This is a genomic window from Vreelandella sp. 21 (genome assembly GCF_050995515.1).
In the GTDB taxonomy this organism is placed as follows: domain Bacteria; phylum Pseudomonadota; class Gammaproteobacteria; order Pseudomonadales; family Halomonadaceae; genus Vreelandella; species Vreelandella alkaliphila.
Window position 1 is genome coordinate 3,235,425 of sequence record NZ_CP194673.1, and the last position, 23,155, is coordinate 3,258,579.

Consider the following 23,155-nt stretch of genomic DNA (forward strand, 5'->3'; position numbering starts at 1 on the left):
TATCACGCTATGATGAGTATGAACCACCACCGGGGGGCAGCCATGGACGATCAATCAGCAGATTCCACGCCAGCATTTTCTAGCGAGTCAACGAACGCTGCAAACGAGACGGTAAGTGGCGAGGGAGAGGCTTTGCCATTGCGTATCAATCGTACCCCCACCGGAGTTCACGCGAAAGAGGCTCACTTGGAAGCGGATCTTGACGACCCGCAGCTTTACTTCAATCGCGAGCTTTCTCATCTGCAATTCAATATCCGGGTGCTTGAACAAGCCCTAGACGATGCACATCCGCTACTTAACCGGCTGATGTTTCTGCTGATATTTTCATCCAACATGGATGAGTTTTTTGAGATAAGAGTTGCTGGGCTTAAACACCAAATGGCATTAGGTGACGATACCACCGCCGCCGACGGCCGCTTACCTAAGGCTGTGCTGGCAGAAATCTCGGATATCGCGCATCAGCAAATTGCCCGCCAATATCAAATATTGAACGAAACACTGCTGCCCGCGCTGGAAGCTCAGGGGCTACGCTTTCGTCGTCGCGATCAGTGGACCGACGAGCAAAAAGCGTGGGTTAAAGGTTTTTTTGATAACGAAATCATGCCGGTCATCAGCCCCATTGGCTTAGACCCTTCCCACCCGTTTCCGCGTTTGGTTAATAAAAGCCTCAACTTCATTGTTGAACTAGAGGGAAAGGACGCCTTTGGTCGGGCTGGTGGCATGGCAATACTGCCAGCGCCTCGCTCACTGCCTCGCTTGATGGCACTGCCTAAAGCTCTGTGTGCAGAAGGTTTCTCTGAGTATATTTTCTTGTCATCGATGATTCACGCTCATGCAGAGGAACTCTTCCCCGGTATGCGTGTGCGCGGTTGTTATCAGTTCCGGCTGACTCGCAATGCCGATATGACCGTCGACCCAGAAGAGGTCTCAGACTTGGCCTCAGCGCTACGTGGCGAGCTATTAGCCCGCCGTTATGGCAGTGGTGTTCGCCTTGAAGTCGCTGATAATTGTCCAGATGACTTGATCAGTTTCTTGCTGCGCCAGTTTGAGCTAGAAAGCAGCGACTTATACCGTGTTCAAGGGCCGGTAAATTTGACCCGCATGATGGCTGTACTCGGTGATGTTGACCGACCGGAACTGCTCTATCGCCCCTATTCGCCTAGCGTGCCAAAAGCATTAAAGGGTGGCAGCCTATTTAGCGCTATTGCCAAAAGCGATATCCTGCTTCATCACCCATTCCAGTCTTTTTCACCTATTGAAGACCTACTACGCGAGGCCGCACGCGATCCGGACGTACTGGCAATCAAGCAGACTCTGTACCGCACGGGCGCAGATTCAACGATAGTGAGTGCTCTGGTCGATGCCGCCAGCCAAGGCAAAGAAGTCACCGTTGTTATCGAGCTGCGGGCGCGTTTCGATGAGGCCGACAATCTTCAGTTAGCATCACGCCTGCAAGAAGCCGGCGCCATCGTGATTTACGGCATCATGGCCTATAAAACCCATGCCAAAATGCTACATATCGTGCGACGTGAGAAGGGCGAGCTGCGCCACTACGCACATTTAGGCACCGGCAACTACCACTCTAAAACAGCGAAACTATATACCGATTACAGCCTGCTAACTGCCAATACAGCACTATGCGCGGACGTGCACAAGGTGTTCCAGCAGCTTTCTGGCATGGGCCGCGCGCGCAAGATCGACACGTTGCTCCACGCCCCCTTTACGCTTCACGAGCGCTTAGTCGAAATGATTGACCGTGAAGCTCAGGTGGCGCTTAGAGGTAAGCGCGGGCACATCATTATTAAGTGCAATTCGCTAACAGAGCCCAAGCTTATCAAAGCGCTTTATCGCGCCTCGCAAGCAGGCGTAGAGTGCGACCTGATCATTCGCGGCATGTGCTGTTTGAAACCCGGTATCGAGGGTGTTTCAGAAAATATCCGTGTCCGGTCGATTATTGGGCGTTTTTTAGAACATACCCGCGTTTTCCATTTTCACAATGACGGCAAACCAGAAACATGGTGCTCAAGCGCTGATTTTATGTCACGCAATATGTTCCATCGCGTAGAAACCTGCTTCCCGCTATTGGATAAAAAGCTTGCCACGCGGGTACGTAAAGATTTAGAGACCTACCTCGTCGATAACTGCCAAAGCTGGTTACTAAAAAGCGACGGTAGCTATCACCTCCAGGATCCTGGCAATGGCGACGCGATCAGCGCTCAGGAAACACTGCTCTATGCCTACGCATCAAAAAGCTAGCTGAGTAGAAAGGAGGGTTGGGGACGGTTAGCCATGATTGACCTGCCGTATCAGCATGAGGAAGCACACTTATAATGAATGGCATCAGCGACTCTACCGTTCTCACTGCGCTCAGCGCTGCATTGCACCTGGTGATTCAGTGGCTGCTGATCATCCGCGTTCTACTTAAACCGCACCGCGACCCTAGGGCCAGACTGACCTGGATAGTGGTCATCATCGCCCTACCAATCGTTGGCATCATTACCTATTTACTACTCGGTGAGACCAACATCGGCAACAAACGCGCCAAACGGATGCGTGAGGTACTTGCGCAAACATCAACACCAGAGACCACTCTTGGTGTTGATTCAACCAACCTCGCACCGCAGATTCCGGCGCACTATCAGCACTTGTTTCAGGTGGGCTATTCCATCAGCGGGTTCGAGCCGGTCGGTGGCAACCACGCAAAAGTACTAAAAGACTCCAACGCCGTCATTGATGCACTTGTTGCCGATATTGACGCTGCACAAGATCACGTCCATCTACTATTTTACATCTGGTTGACCGATAACAACGGCCTCAAAGTTGCCCAGGCGCTGATGCGAGCAGCCACGCGCGGCGTTGCCTGCCGAGCGATGGCAGATGACCTTGGTGCGCGCGCCATGATCCACTCCAAGCACTGGCGGGCGATGCAAGCTGCTGGCGTCCAGCTTGCACGCGCCCTGCCTATTGGCAATCCGATCTTGCGCATGCTTGGCGGCCGTATCGATTTGCGCAACCACCGCAAAATTGTCGTCATTGATGACCACATTACCTACTGCGGTAGCCAGAATTGCGCTGATCCTGAGTTTCGGGTCAAGGCGAAGTATGCGCCCTGGGTCGATCTTATGATTCGCTTTGAAGGGCCAATCGCACGCCAAAATCAGCATCTGTTCATCAGCGACTGGATGTCGCATGTCAACGACGATATCCGTGCCCTGCTGCACCGCCCCCTCCCCGCCACTCGGCCTGGCATATGTACACAGGTAATCGGCACCGGCCCCACCGTGCGCTACTCGGCCATGCCTGAGATGTTCGAGGCCTTGATTTACAGCGCCCGCCGAAGCCTAGTTATCACTACACCCTACTATGTACCGGACGAACCTCTACAGGCCGCGCTCTGCGCCAGCGCACGTCGCGGCGTGGAGACTCTTATTATCTTTCCTCAACGCAATGACAGCCGCATAGTAGCCGCTGCTAGCCGCAGCTACTACGCCGAACTACTCACCGCCGGCGTAAAAATTTATGAGTATGTCGGTGGCCTGTTGCACACCAAGTCGCTCACCCTGGATGGTGAGATCAGTCTTATCGGCTCCGCCAACATGGACCGACGCAGCTTCGAACTCAACTATGAGAACAATATCCTGGCCTACGACTCAGAGCTGGCCCAACAGATCCACCAACGTCAGCAGCACTACCTCAACAGCTCGGTGCGCGTTGACCCCAATGAGGTTGCAAACTGGCCCCGCCACCGCCGATTAATCAATAATACCGTCGCGATGCTGGGGCCGATCCTTTGAACTAAGCGGCCAGAAAGTGATTTATACTGCTGATATACGAAGAGAATAATGTCAGACCTATTCTGGCAGTATGTTGGTTGCAACTTAGCGAAAGGAGAGCCGTATGTGCACGCGAGTAGTTTGGCCGGACGCCAACGGAGCCGTCATCGTTGGCCGTAACATGGACTTTCACAAAGACCTGATGACCAACCTATGGACGCAGCCGAAAGGCATCACACGCGACGACGGGGTGCAGGGAGCGCTGACATGGACATCGAAGTACGGGAGCGTCGTTGCGACAGCCTTCGACATGATTTCAGTCGACGGTCTGAATGAGGCTGGCTTGGCTGGTCACGTACTATGGCTTGCAGAGTCAGACTACGGCAACCCAGAAGACAGTCGCACTCAGCTGAGTCAGGCCATCTGGATGCAGTACTTCCTCGACAACTACGCCACCGTCGCAGAAGCCGTCGAGTGGATTGAAACTTCAGACGTTCAAGTCGTCCAGATGATGGATCCTACCGGAGGGGCACCGCCGGCAATCCACCTAGCACTCGATGACGCCACCGGCGATTCGTGCATCATCGAGTATAGCGAGGGGAAACCCAAGGTTTACCATAGCCGCGATTACCGAGTGATGACAAACTCACCCACGTACGACCAGCAACTCGAGCTAGTCCAAACCATCAGCGGACTTGGCGGCGACCAGCCCATTCCTGGGTCGACACTAGCAAGCGACAGATTCGCTCGTGCTGCATACTACGTGAGCCGTCTCGATCAGCCCCAGACGCAGCTACAGGCCATCGCGGCTATGTTTAGTGTCATCCGCAATGTCGCCCAACCGTTCCGTATCCCAGATCCCGGCAAACCTGATGCATCCCAGACGCTTTGGCAGACTGTCACCGACCTAACTAATCGGCGCTACGTCTTCGAATCGACCACCCGCCCCAACATTGTCTGGGTAGACCTGAGTGACCTCAACCTAGCCGAGGGAGCCCCCCAGCTGAAGCTAGACCTCGTGAATGAACTAACTGTCGAGTGTGGCATTGCTGGCGAAGTAAGCGACAAATTCGTCGACACCGGCACATTGAAATTTCTCACTATCGAGCGCGAAAGGCAGCTAATTGCAGCTGCAACGCAGGCTAAACAGTAGACCATCAAGCCTGGCATGCCGTTGAAGACATGCAGGTCTTCAACATGGGTCTACTGAATGCTCTTTTTCAGTCACCTGCATGCCAGGTTTTACGCTGAAGCGGATCCGCAGAACATCTGCGGTCCGCATCATAGATAGTGTATTCAATAATTAGCAGGCTTCGACAGCAGCACAAAGCACCAGAGCTATAGAATGGTGCATTCAGTGATGGAACCCTGAAGCATCCTCTTCTGCCAAAGGAACCTTTTTGGGATGGGCCGCAATATGCGACAATGCTGCTTTCATATCATCAATAAGTAGCGCGCATAAATCCCCGCTGACGCCGTTGCGCACAAGAATTCGCTGAATCGCCTGATCTTCACAATGGGTTGGCAGTGTATAAGCTGGCACCTGCCAGCCACGTACCCGCAAACGGTCGGCAAGATCAAAAAGTGTAAAGCCAGGATCACTGCCGTCCTTCAGCTTCCATGAGACCGCAGGGATACCACGGCTGCGTTCTCCGTCGAAAACAATCTCGAACGGCCCCAATGCGGCGATCTCAGCGGCGAGGAACGCCGCGCTGTCATAACAGGCTCCGTGCACCTTTTCGTAGCCTTCGCGGCCGAGCCGGACAAAGTTGTAGTATTGGCAAACAATCTGCCCCCCAGGCCGCGAGAAATTAAGCGCAATGTCCTTCATGTTACCGCCCAGATAATTGACCCAAAAGATCATTTCCTCAGGCAGGTCGCTTTCCTGGCGCCATAGTACCCATCCGACACCGAGCGGCGCTAGGCCGAACTTGTGGCCTGACGCGTTGATCGAGCGCACCCGCGGAAGGCGAAAATCCCATTCAAGATCCGGTGCGCAGAATGGCGCTAAAAATCCTCCGCTGGCACCGTCCACATGAATTGGGATATCAAGACCGGTATCGCGCTCCAACTGATCGAGCGCATCGCTGACGGCTTTTACAGGCTCATACTCGCCTGTAAAGGTCACACCGAGGGTCGGAACCACGCCAATTGTGTTCTCGTCGCAGTATTTCAGAACTTCCTCGGGGGTCATCAGCAGCCGCCCCTGCTCCATCGGGATCTCACGATGTTCGACATCCCAGTAGCGGGTAAATTTGTGCCAGCAAACTTGTACTGGGCCAGTCACGAGGTTGGGCTTGTCAGTTGGCTTACCATCCGCACGGCGCCTGGCCTCCCAGCGGCGTTTCATGGCTAGCCCACCTAGCATTGCGGCTTCGCTAGAGCCTGTCGTCGAACACCCCGTCGCAGGCCCTTCGGGCGCATTCCAGAGATCAGCCAACATACGTACGCAGCGTGCTTCAATCTCAGCAGTCTGTGGATATTCGTCCTTGTCGATCATATTCTTATCGATGCAGGCATCCATCAGCTCATGCACTTCGGGCTCCTCCCAAGTCTGGCAGAAGGTCGCGAGGTTCTGGCGTGCATTGCCGTCCAGCATCAATTCGTCGCGCACGGCAGCGCAGACCCAGCGTGGTGCTTGCTCATCATCGGGGAACCCGGATTTGGGAAGTGGCTTCGCCAACGTGCTGGATCCGTAGATTTCATCATTCATGTTGCGGGAACGATTTGTCATTGCTCATCTCCACTCTATGGTAGTGGCCACGCCTCCGGCGTCGCTCGGCGCAGGCAAAATCAGGCAGGTTTTGCCTTTTTTCACGGTTTCACTTGATTGCTCAACAGGGGATCGAGTTCGCTAAGCGCAGCTCCGAATAACTGTCCTCTTAGCCGGGATAATCGAGAGTGATGCTGCGAGGCAGTCAACATCATTCATGAGATGAGCCACTATCCGCACGGATAGCTTGGTTGTCTCGGCCGTTCCCGCGAATTACGTATAGTAGACATGTCAAGACAAGATCTGCGCGATGTAGCCACCGACAAGGGCAAGCACCGTCGTTATGGCGTAGGATACAGGGAAAGGCACCGCAGCCACTTGGCTTTTAGACTGTTCAAGCACCGCATTCAAGCTTGGCGTCGAGTTGCGCCCGCCCGCGCATGCGCCCGCATTGATCACAGAGTTCAGTTTGAAGAACTTGTCAGCAACGAAAAAGGCCACCACTACCGGCAGAAGGGCCGCTATGGTACCTATCAGGGCGAGCCAGATGACCGTGTCGCCGCCTAGCGCCGAAATTATTTTCGGCCCAGTATTCGCGCCCAGCACGGCGACGAATACATTAAGGCCGATATCCTGCAAAAAACTGCGCGCACCTTCAGATACCGGCCCGCCAAATTGCGGGTTGCGACTGCGTAAATATGCAACGATGATACCGGCAAGTAGGCAGCCCGCCGAAGTGCCGAGTGCGAAGGGAATGCCTGCGATCGTGACACTCAACGTCCCTGCGATGAAGCCGACTACCATGGCGATCGCCATATACATGACTTCAGTCGTCGCAAGAGTCTGCTCTGTAATAACCCTGCTGCCCAGGGCCTTTCCCGCCCGTTCGATACAACTGTCTGGCCCGGTAAGGCGCACTACATCACCCACGCGAATATCGGTTTGCGGCCCGATAGGAATCTCTTGCCCCGCCCGAAAAATCGCGATCAGACGAAGACCATAGGCCAGCGAGGTCCTTGCAAGCTCCGCAATAGTCTTGCCAGCAATCTCGGAGGACGATACTGCGATATCTGCAGACTCAATGGTTATGTCACGAGCAACTGGATCGTCTACCTCTGGACCGACCTCGTTACCGTGCAGGATCATGTCGTGCACATCTGCGCGCACAGTTACGATGTCGCCTTTGCGAATTGTCGGGTTATTGAGCGCATCGATTACCTGACCATCACGCTCTACACGAAGAATTGGGGCCTGAGGATGGGCCTCAAAAAGCTCATTAACGCTCTTTCCGACTAGGTTCTCGTTATCGACCTTATAGGCACGGATATCGAACGGCATGTAGCCGAGCAGGAACGCATGAGGTGTGCCTGGAAGTGGATGGGTGCCTGAACCAGCAAAGGCGTCTTCAGCCTTTTTCGCATCTGCAACTGGGTCATGCCCGAACATCGCGGGCAGGTAGCGCATTAGCAAGATGATTCCGACGCTCGACAAGATATAGCTGACGGCATAGCCCGCCGCCATATTGGCCCCAATCTCATCGGCGGTCATGCCCGGCGGCACCGTTGCCGAGCCGCTTTGTACGGCTGATTCCGCGACCCCAAGGACGGCCGTGATGGTGTAGCTGCCCGAGATCAAACCCGCCGCGAAACCAGATTCTAGTCCGACAAGATGCGCGCCGCCAACGCAAATCACCCAGTTCAGTGCCCAGATAATCACCCCGCAAACAATCGCCGCCAAACCACCGGATTTCAGACCAGCAAAGAATTTGGGGCCTACCCCGAGCCCCAGTGCATACATGAAGAGCGACAGGAAGATGGTCGCGACGATGCCCGGGATCGCATAAGTCATATTAAAAGCGATTTGCGCCGTCATCGAGATCACGACGGCGACAAGTAGCGTGCTGGCAGTTGAACCAAGAGAAATAGGACCGAACTTGAGCCGCCCGAGAGGATATCCGATGGCAAGCGCAAGCAAAATAAATACCCATTGCTGCGCGTCAAGGAAGGCAAAGACACCTTCGATACCACGCTCCGTCACCGGCTCGATGAATTCGAAGACACTGCCGAGGGCCCGCTCACTCGCCTGCTCAAAGGTTCGTAGGGTTCCGCTCTCTGCTGTTCCTGTTCCCTCAGCTTGCGCGTGCGTGGCAATGCCTAAGGCGAGTAGTCCAGCGACCAAAAGCACACTAAATCTGGCACTTACCGAGACGCTTGGCAAAGAAGAAAATCTGAACATGTCGCTCCCTTTTTCTTGAAACAAACTCGCCTTAGGCAATAAGACACTAGTCACACAGATGCAAACCTGTCAAGTTTCCAGGTTCAGTGGACAATCATCTCGATACGATGAAGCTCCCACTTTCGGCGTTAGTGCAATTGGTGTTGTCATGGCGTACAGCTATGCCTTTACCGTTGAATTTTGTTATTTTTGGCATGATAGATATGAGGTCATCCGTATCGACCTCTATTGCCTGAGATAAAGGCATGGATGAAAGTACAAGGCGGGTGAGCACCGTTGCATTTGAGTCACATCACAATCCGGCCGGCACATCGCTGCTAGTGAGACGGCCGGTCGCAAAGGCAAGAGCTGTCGCGGCAGCGAAGGTGTCGGCAAAGGCTTGCTCATGGATTAAACGGACGTCGTTTAGACCGATTTTTGACTGACTGACTTCAGACAGCGACGCGAGGCCATTTTCGTAAAGTCCAAGCGCAGTTTCATAGGTTTCTCGCCCGGCCTCAAGCAGTGGACCGGAAGCCGTGTAGGCAGCTAGGCTGCTGTGCAGCAGACTATAGGCTTCAACGATCTCCTGTGCAGCCAAATTGCGGATCTCAAGAAGATCCTGTTCAGCGGCTTCGGCCTGCATACGGGCCTGCCGCTTCTGAGTCTGGCGTAGTCCGCCGTCGAAAAGGGGCATGGTGAAAACAACGCCAGCTACGGCCTCGTCAAGCGTCCTATTCATTGAGGCACTCCCGCCGAAGCGACTATCACTGAGGCTCACCCCCCCAATTGCTCGCCCAACTTCAGCCACCGCCGCGATCTTGGGCCTAGATGACGCTGCCACTAGGTTCACTTCTGAACGGGCTGCTCGGACCCGAGCCAACGCTGCCTGAATATCGGGCCGCTGAGCCAGTGATTTCTCGATCAGCTCGTCGAGCGGCATAGGCACCTCTTCCGGCAGTTGCCTATCTGAGAGCTCAGCTACCCCTATTGTGGTTGCTGGTGAGAGGCCCATGGCGTGCATCAACGCCGTCCGCTTGTTTTCCTCTCGACTCTCGGCCAGCGTCAGATCGAACTGGGCTCGAGCCTCGATCTGTCGTGCCTGGGCGACTTCAGCCCTGATAGCCAAGCCTTCTCGAAGTCTGCCTTCAGCAACTCTGCGCAAAGTTCGGGCGTCCTCCACCCGCTCTCGGTCGATGCGTGTTTCCGCACGTGCTGCAGAGTATTGAAAATAGGCCTCGCTGACTTCGAAGATGACCCTTTGGTGGGCACCGTGGAAAGCGATATTACCACCGATGGCTACCTGCTCAGCAATCTCCATAGCGGCATCTCGCGCACCGAAGTCGAACAGCAGCCATTCTACGGTAAGGTTAGGTATCACATGGTAACCTGTCGCTGTCAGACGCCCTGTTCCGATTCCAAGCTCCGGAATTGCCTGTTCGGGACGTGATACCGTTTCGTAACCCGCTAGCACATTGGCTGACAGCTGTGGCAAATAGGAGGCCTCGACAACATTCACGGCAAGAGCCGCTTCACGGGCACGCAGCCAAGCAGCGCGGGTAGCGGGCTTGGTACGCTGGGCGATGTCGATCAGCTCAGGTAGGGTATAAATTCGCTCCGAGTCGATAGCGACAGACAGTTCGTCCGTGAGCTGCTGACTGACGAGGGTGGATACCTGATCATCTGCCCGCGATAGATCGGCGGGTAGGGAAAAATCCATGGCACCGGTTGCCGTTTGCGCCAACCCCAGGGGTGTCGAGGCGTCGGGTGATGTTGCATGGGGTGGATGCTGTGCGCAACCCGCTGTCGCAGCACAGATCGCGGCAAGCACTATTCGATGAAGTTCAACTCTCATTCACTTTCCCCTGTCAGTATCCCTACCAGAACTCGTGCGCGTTTGTAGACGTTATCACCTGCATCATTTACATCCAAAACTGCCGACGTGTGTTCAGTGGTTGCCTCTAAAGCGGCCGCGAGTGGAGCTGCATTCTTCACGCTAATCAATGGCAATAGTCGTGCTAATTCATCGATTGCCGTAAGTCGCCGGACACCCTCGCCCTGTTCCTTGGCAATCGGCCCAGCCCACTCGAATCGCATAACTTCCTGAGCATGGTGTGCAGCACCAATATGTCGGTACATATCATCAAGACGATCCTCGCCGCGTAGTACCTCGGCCATTACCACAAGCGCGGCGTCGACCTCGCTATCACGGGTATCTTTTGCACTCTCCGGCCAGACCAACGAAAACACCAGCCCCATGATGCCGATGCCCACGAGAATGCCAAGTACGCGATAGCCCGCGTCTGAGAGATTGTAGTTCGGTCCAAAGTCCAGTGGTGATCCGGGCAGCACGCAGATGAAAAAGGCGAGTGCCATCTGAAAGCCAGCATACTGCACTCGGTACGACCCCGTCGCTACCCAACCAGCGATCAGGCTACCCGCGGCGATGAGCAGGAAAAGGTGCCCCGGATCATCCAAGTGTGGCATCACGAAGACAACGGCGAAGGCTCCCATCGCTGCCCCAATCAGGCAGCCAATGATACGCAAGATGCTCTTATGGAACGTTTCGCCGGAGGTTCCCAGCGCGACCACAAAACAGGTGACCATCGCCGTGTGGATCTCAAACAACCCGATGCTGGTGTACAAGGCATAGGTCAGAAAGACAGCAAGCAACACCTTGAGCGCAAACTGGATATAAATAGGATTCTCGAAAGCATCTGGCTTCAAAAATCCACTCTTAGCCTCAGATGATGTTGGTACAGTTACAGTAGCGACATTTCGGGCGGCAACAAAAGTACGGACGGCGTCGGCAACTAAACCACCACCCTCAGGCAAGGGCGGCGACGAGCCCTCTTCAGCCAACCGGCGCAGCAAGGGAGCCAGCTCGGGCTCGGGTCGGCCTGCGGCAGTCGCCGCCTGGGCTGTAGCGAGCAAATTGAAGCTCGCCGCTAGCTCCGCGACGAGTCGGTCGTGTTCCTCTTTCGACACCAGAGCAAGCAGGCGTGCCATACCAGCATGCTTTTCCGCCACTTCGTTGCCTTCCCGTAGTAATCGGTCGGTCGGGGTAGGATCTCCTCCTTCGGAGAGGCGCGCCGTCTCGCGTAGCCGTTCGCGCACCCGCTCACGCACCAATCGCAGTGGGCTGCGGCCAACAAACACGTTAAGAGCCACCAGCAGTACCATCGGCACGAAGACCACCATCCATACCCAGGCCAGACCACGCAGTACCAATTCTGGCATAGATATGTAGTCGTAGAACGTCAGGATAAATACGATAATGAACCCTAGTAGACCGGCGGGTTCACCCAGCTTGCTAGCCCGAGCCAGCCACATAAAGCCGAAAGTGACCGCGCCCATCATCGCTAACCGCAATGCAGGCGCATCGGCAACGAACATCATAAGCAGGATGCTCAAAGCTATGATGACGGTCGCCGCAAGGATCAGGCCGACACCAATGCCGATGTTCTCGCCCGCATTGTCTCGATACATCAGGAAAATCAGATAGCAGGAGAGCAACGCCAATGGCACCTGCAGGGTCATTGCAACAACCGCTGTCAGTCCGCACAGCAAAGCAATGTGCAGCGTCATCTCCAAACGCCCATCATAGGGGCGCAGGTCGTCGATAACCGCCCGCAACATGCTGGCGTGGCTACTCATGCTCTTCAGCCGAATGGATAATGACGGAAGCGGAGGCACCAACGCGCATAAGCTCTTCGGGTGGCTCTTCGAGACGGATGGTCACAGGGAAGCGCTGCGCGACCCGAACCCAGTCTACTGAGCTATCTATAATCGGTAGCCCGAGAACACTGATAGTATCAGTGGTTCGAACCCCGTAGCCAAGGCTCTGGATACGACCACTCAGCCGCCGCGTCGGCGCCGACATTACAAAGACATCGACGGGCGCACCGACCCGTATGCGTGGTAATTCGGTTTCACGAAACAGGGCCGTGACCACCCAGTCTTCGGTATCGATGAGCGAGAACAGCGAAACACCGGTCACCACATACGTACCAACACCTAGGTCAAGCCCAGTGATGCGGCCCGAGATGGGGGCTCGCACTTCGGTCCTTCGTAATTCGCGTTCGGCCAGCGCCAGATTGGTTCGTGCTAGATCCACTTGGGACTCAGGGGCGTCGAGGGTCCCTATCATCGTTTGCGCCGCCAGTTGCTGACTTAAAGACTCGTCGAGCGAGATCAAAGCATCCCCGTGAACCGTGCGCGCAGTATCAACTTGCTGGGCGGTCACCATGCCACGTGGTAGCAGGTTTTCAAGTCGCTGAAGCGACTGACGGGTGAGGTCAACGTGATTGCGGGCGCGATCAATCTGACGACTAGCAATCTCAGCGTTGGTCTGCTGGACGGAGAGCAAACGCCCCCCCGTCTCGAGTTCGGCTTCGGCAGTGCGTAGCATCGCGCGCGCCTGTTCCACACGAAGCTCATAAGGCTCTGGATCAATACGAAACAGTAAATCTCCAGCTTCCACGAAGACGTTATCCTCGACAAACACCTCTACGACAGGCCCCGGCACGTTGGTCGATATTGGCACGATCGTGGCACTCACCGCAGCATGGTCAGTACGCAAGTTAGTGCCACGCTGCATGGCCGCAAAGACGATAGCAACAATGGCACTAGCAATCAGCGCGAAGCCAATGGCCCGCGCGACAAATATCCGCATACCCGGTTCGCGTTGAACCGGTATGTCTTTCGGGTTATTCATATCGCTCGGGTTACTTTTATCGTTCTGGTTACTCATATTGTCAGTGCTCCAGTCCAGAGCGCCCAGATCATGATACCGCTAAAAATTGCTGCGCTAAGGTAGGTCAACGGCGACATCGGTAGGTGCTCGTGCAGCCCAACTCGAATGAACAGCAGCCGTAGGATGACCGAGCAAATAACACCGAGCAGGGCTGCAATCAGCCAGACTGGGAAGAACGATCCGTACAGGGACATTGTTGGCGAATGCGCATGCATAGAGCACCCCGCAAGTATCATTGGTGTCAGAAAGGTTGCTAACCTAGGAAGAAGCGAGCAACCTTCCCCACCCTTCAAGAGCCTGCGGCCGAAAGCAGCCAGAATCATTGCCTCACCTCTTTAGATGTTTGATATTCCTGAACGTAGCCTCGGACTATAGCCTGCACCGAACGGCCAATGGCGAATAAAAGAAAGATAAAGACGATTAACCAGATCTGCGGCAAGATGTTTGTGCCGAACAGAATGTCAACGAGTAAAGTACCGGTCACAGTGGCGGAGTTGAAGCCACCCTTTTTTGGCTCCACTCCAATAGGCGCCAGCGAGTGTAAGCAAAATCGGTCGCTTTTGATGCTCGCTAGACCTTTCCAAAATCCAGCTCCCATATCGCATGTTCCCTTTTGTTATTTGGAAGCGATCGAGTTTTCGATTAGCTCACCAGCGGCGATAATAGATGCTTATCTTATAATATAAAATCCCCTGAGTCCTTGAACCTGACACGAAACCATATGTAACTGTCAACCTTTAAGGTTCAACAGCAGAGCTTAATAAGAGAATAGCGAGTAGTTGCAGCAAGGGCTGGGGATTACATCTTTTATTACCACTTTGAGTGCATCAATAAACTAAAAAGCCTGAGTCCTGTGCCATGGACGCAGGCCTTGAGCATCAACTGAGCAAACCACCCTGCTATTAAAGGGCAGTTCATTACACAACGAGGCTTAATTTAAAAACTCTAGAGGGGTCTAAATTAGATAGAGAGGCCTGCGTTAGATAGTGCCAACACAGACATCTCTAGTGAGCGGCCAATTAATATAGCCCCTATCTTTTTATTACTCTTGTTTTACCCATAACGCTGACGCAGTTGATTGGCAGCTTCCACCATATTCGCCAACGCAGGCTCCACTTCTGCCCAGCCACGGGTTTTCAGACCACAATCAGGGTTCACCCATAGCCGCTCGGCAGGGATTTTCTCTAGCGCTTTTTCCATCAGCGCCACCATCCACGCAACATCCGGAATGTTGGGTGTGTGGATATCATAAACCCCTGGCCCAATTTCGTTCGGGTATGCAAAATCCTGGAAAGCGTACAGCAACTCCATATCGGAGCGTGAGGTTTCAATAGTAATCACATCCGCGTCTAGCGCAGCAATGGCACCAATGATGTCGTTAAACTCCGAATAGCACATATGGGTATGAATTTGGGTGCTATCTTTAACGCCAGCAGCGCTTAGCTGGAAGCTTTCCACCGCCCAAGCTAAATAGTCTTGCCACTCGTGCTGGCGCAGCGGTAAGCCTTCACGTAGCGCAGGCTCGTCAATTTGAATGATCCGAATACCGGCTTTTTCCAAATCCAATACTTCGTCACGCAGCGCCAGGGCGATCTGGCGGCAGGTGGTTGCGCGAGGTTGATCATCACGCACAAACGACCACTGCAAAATCGTCACTGGCCCTGTCAGCATGCCTTTCATGGGCTTATCCGTGAGCGATTGGGCATATTCGCTCCACTTCACTGTCATTGGTACTGGTCGGGTGACATCACCAAAAATAATCGGTGGTTTCACACAACGAGAGCCATAACTTTGTACCCAGCCAAAGCGCGTAAAGGCAAAGCCTTCTAACTGCTCACCAAAGTACTCCACCATGTCATTACGTTCAGCCTCACCATGGACAGGCACATCAAGCCCTAGTGCTTGCTGGCGCTCTACGACGAAGGCAATTTCTTCACGCATGCGGGCTTCATAATCCGTTTGGCTCAGTTCACCGGCTTTAAATGCCCGACGAGCAGCGCGTATCTCATCTGTTTGTGGAAAAGAGCCAATGGTGGTGGTGGGAAACAGCGGTAACGCAAGCGCTCTGCGCTGTGTTGCTGCGCGGGCAGCATAAGGTGATTGGCGCTGGCTCTCTTGAGGCGTTATTGCTGCTAGACGTGAGCTGACAGCAGGCTGATGAATTCGGGTTGATTCCCGACGCTTATCCAGAGCATATGTTGCCTCGCTCACCCGCTGCTCATCAATGGGCGTTGTTCGGTTATCAATGAGCCGAGCGAGGGTCACCACCTCATCTAGTTTTTGCCGAGCAAATGCTAGCCAGCCCACCAGCTCGCTATCTAGCTCGGTTTCTTGGGACAAGTCTACCGGCACGTGCAGCAACGAACAGCTGGGCGCCAGCCATAACCGCTGCCCTAAACGCACTTTTAAGGGCAGCAAACGCTCACGTAGGGCTGCCAAATCAGCACGCCAAATATTACGGCCATCGACTAAGCCAATTGAAAGCACTTGATGAGGGCTTAAACGATCAATCACGCTCTCTACCTGGCCCGGCGCACGCACAGCATCAATATGCAACCCAGCCACTGGCAGGCGAGTGGTTAGCGAAAGGTTATCACCCAGCGCACCAAAGTAAGTGGCAACGAGTAACTTCAGCGGCGCCGATTGCAGGCGATGATAGGCGCGCTCATACGCTTGCTGCCATGCCAACGGCAAGTCTTGCACCAAAGCAGGCTCGTCAAGCTGCACCCACTCAATACCTTGAGTGGCTAAGCGTGCCAGAATTTCGCTATACACATCTACTACACTGTCTAGCAGGCTCAGCCGGTCAAACTCACTACCTTTAGCCTTACCCAGCCATAGCCAAGTAAGTGGGCCGGTTAGCGTCACTTTCGGCGTAAAGCCTGCCTGTAAAGCTTCATCTACTTCATTAAATAAGCGGTCAGACGCTAGCGTAAACGTCTGCCCCTCATGCAGCTCAGGCACTAAGTAGTGATAGTTAGTATCAAAGTACTTGGTCATTTCGCAAGCAACTGCGGGGGTCCCGCTAGGGGCACGGCCACGGGCCATGCGAAACGCGGTATCCAAATCAACGTTGCCTGCGCTAACTTCGTGCTGGGCATTAAAACGCGCGGGCACAGCTCCCAGCATGACGGAAACATTAAGTACCTGGTCATAAAATGCAAAATCGCCAACACTGATAAAGTCGAGTCCTGCATTTTGTTGGATCTGCCAATGAGAAAGCCTAAGCGCCTGCCCTGTTGCTTCAAGGTCTCCCCGTGATATATCTCCTTTCCAATAGGCTTCGGTGGCTTTTTTAAGTTCGCGCTGAGCGCCAATTCGGGGATAGCCGAGAATATGAGAAACTGTCATGATGAAACCTTTCAACGTGAATGATTTCGCACAGTCTGCTCACCCCACAAAGATGAATCAAACTAAAGTTTCTAATATTAACCATGAAAAATTCTCACAATGATTGAATTACGCCACCTGCGCACGCTGCTCGCCCTCCGGGAAACCGGCTCTTTAGTGGAGGCTGCTGAGCGGGTTCACCTAACGCAGTCGGCACTTTCCCATCAGTTAAAAGACTTGGAAGGCCGCGTTGACAGCGCACTGTTTGTACGTAAAACGCGCCCAGTAGAATTCACTCGGGCGGGGCTTCGCCTATTGGCCCTGGCAGATGAGATTTTGCCCGAGGTACGTAAAGCTGAGCGCGACTTAGCTCGCTTGGCAGGTACCGAACAGGGGCGATTACATATGGCTATCGAGTGCCACAGCTGTTTCCAGTGGCTGATGCCAACGGTGGATTATTTTCGCGACCATTGGCCAGAGGTGGAAATTGATATCCCCAGTGGTCACCACTTCGATCCACTCCCTGCACTTGCTAGAGAGCAGTTAGACTTGGTGATTACCGCCGACCCTCAGCCACTGGAAGGGGTTCACTACGTGCCGCTGTTTCGTTATGAGGGACTGCTGGCAGTTGCTCGACAGCATGCCTTTGCTGGCCGGCCATTTATCGAACCACAAGCGTTAGCCGAGGAGACGCTAATTACCTATCCGGTCGAACACTCTCGGCTAGATGTGTTTACCCAGTTTTTGTCTCCCGCCAATGTACGACCACAGGAAATTCGCACCGCAGAGCTGACCATCATGATGATGCAGCTTGTTGCCAGCGGTAGAGGCGTCTGCGCGCTACCCAACTGGGCACTCACCGAGTATTTAGAGCGGGATTACGTTAGCGCCGTAAAACTGGGCGAGAACGGCATTTGGAGCACACTTTATGCTGCCATTCGGGAGGAAAATATAGAAGCGCCTTGGATGCAGGATTTTTTGCGCACCGCTAAAGAGACGTCATTTGCGGTGCTGTCAGGTATTAAACCGGCAACTCGCGACGAGGAATCAGCAGCGTAAAGCGCGCGCCGCCCAATGTAGGACTGGTATCAACAGTGACGCTACCGCCATGGCCTGCCATAATTTTTTGCACAATGGATAAGCCTAGCCCGTAGCCCCCAGAGCTACGTGCTCGACTGTCGTCAAGCCTGGCAAACGGCTTGAAGATATCACTACGCGCCTCGGGTGGTATGCCGGGCCCATCATCCTCAATATCAATACGTACAAGGTGAGGCTCATCCCATAGGCGAATCACTACTTGCGACTTGCCATAGCGACAGGCATTGCTAACAAGGTTCTGCAACGCTCGTTGTAAATAGCGGGGTTCGGCGTACAGCTCAACTTCAGCACTACCATCCAGCGTTAACGATAGGCTTTGGTGCAACGGTGACAGCGTGTCGATGACTCGCTCAGCCATTGCTCGGCACTCAACCAACGCCATTTCTAATTCAACGCCATTGATCGACTCCCCCCCCAAGCGGGCATAGGTGAGAATTTCGTCTACCAATTCATCTAGTTCAGAAATATCAGCATCAATACCCTGAAGCTGACGGCGAATCGCAGGTTGGTCGGTCATATCTTCGACCATTTGCACCGCAAACCGTATACGGGCAACTGGCGTGCGTAATTCATGAGAGACCGCGCGAATCATCTCTTGCTGGCCTCTTAGCAAGCTCTGAACTTGATTCGCCATCCCATTGAATGCCATGCCCAGGCGACCTAAAAAGTCTCCGCTTTCCACTTTCACCCGGGTTTCTAAGCGCCCGCTGGCGATTCTAGTCGCAGCAAGCTCTAAACGCGCCATACGCGCTTCAATGCTGCGCATAATTAAGTAAATAATCAGGCTAAGCACCACCATCAAGCCTACCAACAAAGGTAGGTGCAAATTAACCGGCAGCGTATCACCACGAGAGGTCGGCCCCGCTTGCAACCACTGATTATCACCAGGCACCCGGTAAAGCAGCATCAGTGAGAGCTTATCCGACACTAGCCGAGTCAGCACGCCTCCCTGGGCGAGTTGAAATTGCTGTTCTGGAGTAAGGTCAGAGGGCGGCGTTGAAAGCAGGACAAGTGGCCAGCTACCCGCGTCTAGCAAGGCGATGGCATCGGCCCTCGCCTCATGAGGCATGCTAGCAAGCCACTCTCCGAGTAGTATCATGCTGCCCTGCCACTGACGCTCGCTCCAGACGGCGAACGTTGCTTCCAGCATCCACTCATCGTTGGGTATGCGTTGCCGTAACCGCCAGGGCTCTTCGGCAACTAATACCGTGCCTCGCTCAATACGAGCTTGTTCAAAGTAGTTAAGCTCCACACTCTCAATGCGCTTAAGTGAGAGCTGCATACCCAGCCGTTCCGAGAAGCGAGCAAGCATGGCTTCTCTTTCAGCCACCGGACTTGACGCTAACTGCTGCGTCATTAGCGACATAGGCAATGCGGCGAGCTGTTCACGATAATCTTCACGACGAATCTGCTCGATAAAAGAACGCCCGCCCAATGCAATAAAAAATACCACGCATAGTGCTAGCCCTAGCAGAAGATAAAACCTTAAAAAAGAACCGTGGCCCAGCACTCGCCGCATGCGGTTAACCTCTGTTAGTTAACTGTCTTTGACAAAAAGATAGCCTTTGCTCCGCACTGTTTTTATCCGGTGCGGTTGGTTAGGGTCGTCGCCTACCTTGGGACGAATACGAGAGACCCGCACATCAATTGAACGATCCTGTCCATCGTATTTAATGCCACGCAGCTCATTAAAAATTTCTTCTCTGGTTAATACACGCCCTGCGTTGCTCGCCAACAGCCACAGCAGATCAAACTCCGCGCTGGTGAGATCAATACGCTCGCCGGAAAGCCAGGCTTCACGTGTTGCGTTATCTATCTCTAGATTTTCAAAGCGCAGGCGCATCTCACCACCAGGCGCTGGTGCATCGGCACGACGCAGTAACGCACGCATACGTGCTAATAGGACGCGGGGTTGAACCGGTTTTGGAACATAATCATCGGCCCCCATTTCCAAACCCAGCACCTGGTCAAGATCATCCGTGCGGGCCGTCAGCATCATGATAGGACCAGCAAAGTTGGGCCTAACACGACGGCAGATAGCCAAACCATCCTCGCCTGGTAACATTAAGTCCAAAATCACCAGGTCAGGCTGAAGTGTTAAAATACGATCCACGCCTTTTGCACCATCCGCCTCTAGCGTCACTTGAAAGCCATTTGCCTCCAGATATTCGCGGGTCAGCTCTGCCAAGCGCTGGTCATCTTCAATAATCAACACATGATCTTGATCGGGATAGCCAAGTGTGGCGGCGTCTTGAGCCCCAAGCGCCTGAAATTGCTGTTCCAAGTGGTCTACCATCCTTTATATTCACTCCGCTTAGGCAGTTTGTGTTATCACCCGCTCGCCCTATGTAACCGCAGGTTGCAATATCTTCCAGGATACCTCAAAACCGTTCAAACGCCTGCCCCCTTACTTCTTTCCCCATACCCTATGTAATGGTTTGCCTGCTAGACACCTTGATTCTCGCACCGCCAAACGCTAATGTGACTTCGCTAACTGTCGATAATCTGGCAGAAGGAGGACATTATGGGAAACAGCAAAACAAAAAGTGTTATCAAGCGCGTTTACGTACCCACTCAAGTGCGCGATCTGCCTAATGGAGAGAAGCTGACGATTCCTGGGCATTACAAAGCGCCACCAAGAGAATAAAACGGTTCACGCTATTAGCCGCTTCACGACGCTTAGGTAACCCGATCGCTAGATTACTAAAAAGGCAGACCACAGAGGTGGCCCGCCTTTTATTTTTTAGAAATAGTGTGTTGCCCGCTACCCTTTAGGGCCAAATAGAAACCACGCGATCAGTCCAACTAACGGGAAAAATAATAGTGCCAAGATCCATAACAGCTTTGCCAGCCCACCGGCTGAACTCTTAGCAACTTTAACAATGGCCCAGACAACAATGATGAGCCAGATAAGCCCTAGCAGTCCACCTACTTCAATACCCATAACTACTCCTTAGCGTGTTTGCTTCCATGAATTTTTAGCTAAGCACACTGCTTCGATGCAGACAAGTAACATTCACTCCGCAGGCAGGCTCAGCACCATTTCCCCGCCGCGTATTTCAATCACCAATAAATTAAGAAAACTCATGCCAAGTAGTACGGTATCGTTTTCCATACCAGGGCTTATAGACCCTTGCACGCCATTCATACGTATGTTGCCTAACACAACTTCATCTAGCTGTGTCAACGTGCCCTCTGCGCGACCATTCGCGGTGTTAAACCAAGCACTGCGTCCCGGCTTTAGCCCCAACTCGCTAGCTAAATTGCGCGGTACTGCAACATAAGTCGCCCCGGTATCTAACAAAAAGGTCACCGGCTTCCCGTTAATTTTCCCAGGTGCTTCAAAATGGCCAGCACGATTACGCGTCAAATTGACAGATCCGTCATCGGCGGAGGCGTACATCACATGGGCATTCGGCGTCATTACCTTCTCGAAACCACCATCCAACAGCCATGTGCCAGCAGCCAATAGCAGCACCCAAAAGAGTAGCATTATGACAATACCACCTCGTTGCGTAGCGAGGGTTTTCATACGCCACCTCCGAACTAAGCGCTCCTTTTCCAGGCAAGTGCAGCATCACGCCCACGCTGTTCATTCACGCCAGCGCATATCAACATCGCGATAACAAACAGTGCTACACATAATAGGATAGACGCTTGCAAACCAATTAACGTTTGCAAAATGCCCAGCATGACAATGCCGAATACGCCTGCCAATTTGTTGGCGAGCCCCCAGAAGCCAAAAAATTCAGCTGACTTCTCCAGTGGTGAAAATACGCCGACCAGCGCTCGGCTAGCTGATTGGCTAGACCCTAGACTAAGACCCGCCAGACAGCCGACCACCAGAAAAACGTACTGTGCTTGCCACTGCACGGCGTAATGGCTGTTAACCCAGTCAGTCAGCTCTGGCGTCGCCCATATCGATACAATAGCGATGACCCACAACGCTAGTGTCATTTGATACGTGCGCTTGGCGCCCAATTTATCCTGTAAAAAACCAAAGCCCAATGCGCCTGCCGCTGCCGTTATTTGAACAATAATAAACATAATATTGCGCACGCTCTCATCCCAACCAATCACCTGAGCGCCATAAATAAAAGCAAACGCAATAATGATGTAGACACCTGCCATTGAGAATAACAGCGACACTAAAAAGACAGTTAAGTCTTTAAAGTAGCGCAGCTCAGTAAATGTTGAGCGAACACGCTGTAAAGCAATACGTCGATAGGAAACAGCATGGGGTTGAGGCATACCTCGCTCTTTCATCCATAGGAAGGTGGGAAGCGCCGCTACTAAGAAAAAGCCAGCCGCAAAAGGACCTACCCAACGTATGCGCTCAAAGTTATCGGCGGTCGCCTCCCCTAGCACCATCAGCGTAAAACCAGCGGCAAAGAGGCCACCAATATAGCCAAGCGCCCAGCCAAACCCAGAAATTTTACCCAGCGCATTAGGGGGGCCTAACTCCGGTAAAAAAGCGGCAATAAACGACTCGCCCATCGAGTAAGCATAGTTTGAAAGTATAATTAACAGCAGTCCCGCGACTACGTAACCAGGCTCGACAAAGTAAAGCATGGCGGTTGTCGCCACAGTGGCGAGATAACTGATCAATAAAAAGCGCTTTTTTTCTGCTCGATAATCCATTACGGCACCGCAGAGCGGGGCAGTTAATACGACCATTAGATAGCTCAACGCTAGCGCGAGACTCCACAAAAAATTCGCTAGGCGAAAGCCATCACCTCGATCACCTACGATTACCGTCGTGAACAGTTCTCCAAACACGACCGTGATGATGAGCAAGGTGTAAGCCTGGTTGGCAAAGTCAAACATTGCCCAACCAAATATTTCACGTCGCGATGCGTAGGTGGGAGCAACCTTGGCGGGGTTAGCAGGCAGCATGCAGGCTCTCTCAAAAAAGTGTGTAGTAGCGTCATTACCCTATTAAGGACAGCTAATTCATGACGATAATAGGGCAGGTGATTATTCAGTAAAGCGGCTTAACCGCAGACGGGACCTTAAAAAAGCAAACGCTCGGCATAGCCGAGCGTGACACGCTGAACATTATTGCTTTTGCCATCCTTGGCGTTCTGATTCATAGCAACCAGTGCGCTACCACTGCCGCAATACCCACCACCATCGCTGTTATAACAGCGATGGTGACGAGGCGATCCAGCCAGCGATCAAAAACGTCCCTTTTGGGCTGTTTTCGCGTGGCGCCGTGGTGTCCTTGCCGGGCCATCAGCACGCCTTATCCATGTGTGCATTCCCCATAAA

The 23,155-nt window shown here is 53.4% G+C and carries 18 protein-coding genes; 5 read left to right on the forward strand and 13 right to left on the reverse strand.

Features of this window, described 5'->3' with window-relative positions; genetic code table 11:
* The first annotated feature begins 42 nt into the window (after window positions 1-42).
* From ppk1 to ACN06F_RS14795, 3 genes are all read left to right on the forward strand, one after another.
* Window positions 43-2,256 carry a polyphosphate kinase 1 gene (gene ppk1 / locus ACN06F_RS14785; protein WP_253486048.1) on the forward strand — a complete coding sequence of 738 codons (2,214 nt, stop codon included), beginning with the start codon at window positions 43-45 and terminating at the stop codon, window positions 2,254-2,256.
* Between the two features lie 74 nt (window positions 2,257-2,330).
* Window positions 2,331-3,794 (forward strand): cardiolipin synthase, encoded by a 1,464-nt coding sequence (gene cls, locus ACN06F_RS14790; protein WP_095604507.1) that lies wholly within the window; start codon window positions 2,331-2,333, stop codon window positions 3,792-3,794.
* 103 nt (window positions 3,795-3,897) lie between these two features.
* Window positions 3,898-4,926 carry a linear amide C-N hydrolase gene (locus tag ACN06F_RS14795; protein ID WP_038478135.1) on the forward strand — a complete coding sequence of 343 codons (1,029 nt, stop codon included), beginning with the start codon at window positions 3,898-3,900 and terminating at the stop codon, window positions 4,924-4,926.
* Between the two features lie 201 nt (window positions 4,927-5,127).
* Here ACN06F_RS14795 and ACN06F_RS14800 read toward each other — a convergent pair whose 3' ends face one another.
* The 7 genes from ACN06F_RS14800 to metE all read right to left on the reverse strand — a co-directional run bounded on the left by ACN06F_RS14800 (window position 5,128) and on the right by metE (window position 16,807).
* Window positions 5,128-6,507: a glutamate decarboxylase gene (locus ACN06F_RS14800; protein ID WP_120386361.1), complete on the reverse strand. Its 1,380-nt coding sequence runs from the start codon at window positions 6,505-6,507 to the stop codon at window positions 5,128-5,130.
* A 270-nt stretch (window positions 6,508-6,777) separates the two neighbouring features.
* Window positions 6,778-8,721 (reverse strand): aspartate:alanine exchanger family transporter, encoded by a 1,944-nt coding sequence (locus tag ACN06F_RS14805; RefSeq protein ID WP_433924172.1) that lies wholly within the window; start codon window positions 8,719-8,721, stop codon window positions 6,778-6,780.
* 292 nt (window positions 8,722-9,013) lie between these two features.
* Entirely contained in the window at window positions 9,014-10,555 is a 1,542-nt protein-coding gene (locus ACN06F_RS14810; RefSeq protein WP_433924173.1) for a TolC family protein, read from the reverse strand.
* On the reverse strand, window positions 10,552-12,099 hold the full coding sequence (locus tag ACN06F_RS14815; RefSeq protein ID WP_433924174.1) for an FUSC family protein: 1,548 nt from the start codon (window positions 12,097-12,099) through the stop codon (window positions 10,552-10,554). The genes ACN06F_RS14810 and ACN06F_RS14815 overlap by 4 nt, the downstream gene beginning before the upstream one ends.
* A 250-nt stretch (window positions 12,100-12,349) precedes the next feature.
* A complete protein-coding gene (locus ACN06F_RS14820; RefSeq protein WP_433924175.1) occupies window positions 12,350-13,453 on the reverse strand; it encodes a biotin/lipoyl-binding protein in 1,104 nt (367 codons plus the stop codon).
* Window positions 13,450-13,779, reverse strand: a complete 330-nt coding sequence (locus tag ACN06F_RS14825; protein WP_084183596.1) for a YtcA family lipoprotein — start codon at window positions 13,777-13,779, stop codon at window positions 13,450-13,452. The genes ACN06F_RS14820 and ACN06F_RS14825 overlap by 4 nt, the downstream gene beginning before the upstream one ends.
* A gap of 730 nt (window positions 13,780-14,509) precedes the next feature.
* Window positions 14,510-16,807, reverse strand: a complete 2,298-nt coding sequence (gene metE, locus ACN06F_RS14830; protein WP_433924176.1) for a 5-methyltetrahydropteroyltriglutamate--homocysteine S-methyltransferase — start codon at window positions 16,805-16,807, stop codon at window positions 14,510-14,512.
* Between the two features lie 99 nt (window positions 16,808-16,906).
* Between metE and ACN06F_RS14835 the strand changes: the two genes are divergently transcribed.
* Complete coding sequence (locus ACN06F_RS14835) at window positions 16,907-17,845, forward strand: LysR family transcriptional regulator (protein ID WP_038478154.1); 939 nt, start codon at window positions 16,907-16,909, stop codon at window positions 17,843-17,845.
* Here the strand turns inward: ACN06F_RS14835 and ACN06F_RS14840 are convergent.
* On the reverse strand, window positions 17,808-19,403 hold the full coding sequence (locus tag ACN06F_RS14840; RefSeq protein WP_433924177.1) for an ATP-binding protein: 1,596 nt from the start codon (window positions 19,401-19,403) through the stop codon (window positions 17,808-17,810). The two genes, ACN06F_RS14835 and ACN06F_RS14840, sit on opposite strands and share 38 nt — an antisense overlap.
* Before the next feature lie 18 nt (window positions 19,404-19,421).
* Window positions 19,422-20,180, reverse strand: coding sequence for a winged helix-turn-helix domain-containing protein (locus ACN06F_RS14845; RefSeq protein ID WP_038478158.1), 759 nt, complete (start codon window positions 20,178-20,180; stop codon window positions 19,422-19,424).
* 228 nt (window positions 20,181-20,408) lie between these two features.
* Between ACN06F_RS14845 and ACN06F_RS14850 the strand changes: the two genes are divergently transcribed.
* Window positions 20,409-20,531: a hypothetical protein gene (locus ACN06F_RS14850; RefSeq protein WP_267900561.1), complete on the forward strand. Its 123-nt coding sequence runs from the start codon at window positions 20,409-20,411 to the stop codon at window positions 20,529-20,531.
* Between the two features lie 117 nt (window positions 20,532-20,648).
* On the opposite strand, the gene ACN06F_RS14855 is transcribed toward ACN06F_RS14850, so the two are convergent.
* From ACN06F_RS14855 to ACN06F_RS14870, 4 genes are all read right to left on the reverse strand, one after another.
* A complete protein-coding gene (locus ACN06F_RS14855; protein ID WP_038478161.1) occupies window positions 20,649-20,828 on the reverse strand; it encodes a PLDc N-terminal domain-containing protein in 180 nt (59 codons plus the stop codon).
* 72 nt (window positions 20,829-20,900) lie between these two features.
* Window positions 20,901-21,416: a retropepsin-like aspartic protease family protein gene (locus ACN06F_RS14860; RefSeq protein ID WP_198349868.1), complete on the reverse strand. Its 516-nt coding sequence runs from the start codon at window positions 21,414-21,416 to the stop codon at window positions 20,901-20,903.
* 14 nt (window positions 21,417-21,430) lie between these two features.
* Window positions 21,431-22,780: an MFS transporter gene (locus ACN06F_RS14865; RefSeq protein ID WP_198349867.1), complete on the reverse strand. Its 1,350-nt coding sequence runs from the start codon at window positions 22,778-22,780 to the stop codon at window positions 21,431-21,433.
* A 193-nt stretch (window positions 22,781-22,973) separates the two neighbouring features.
* Window positions 22,974-23,120, reverse strand: coding sequence for a hypothetical protein (locus tag ACN06F_RS14870; protein WP_167457105.1), 147 nt, complete (start codon window positions 23,118-23,120; stop codon window positions 22,974-22,976).
* Window positions 23,121-23,155: the final 35 nt, after the last annotated feature.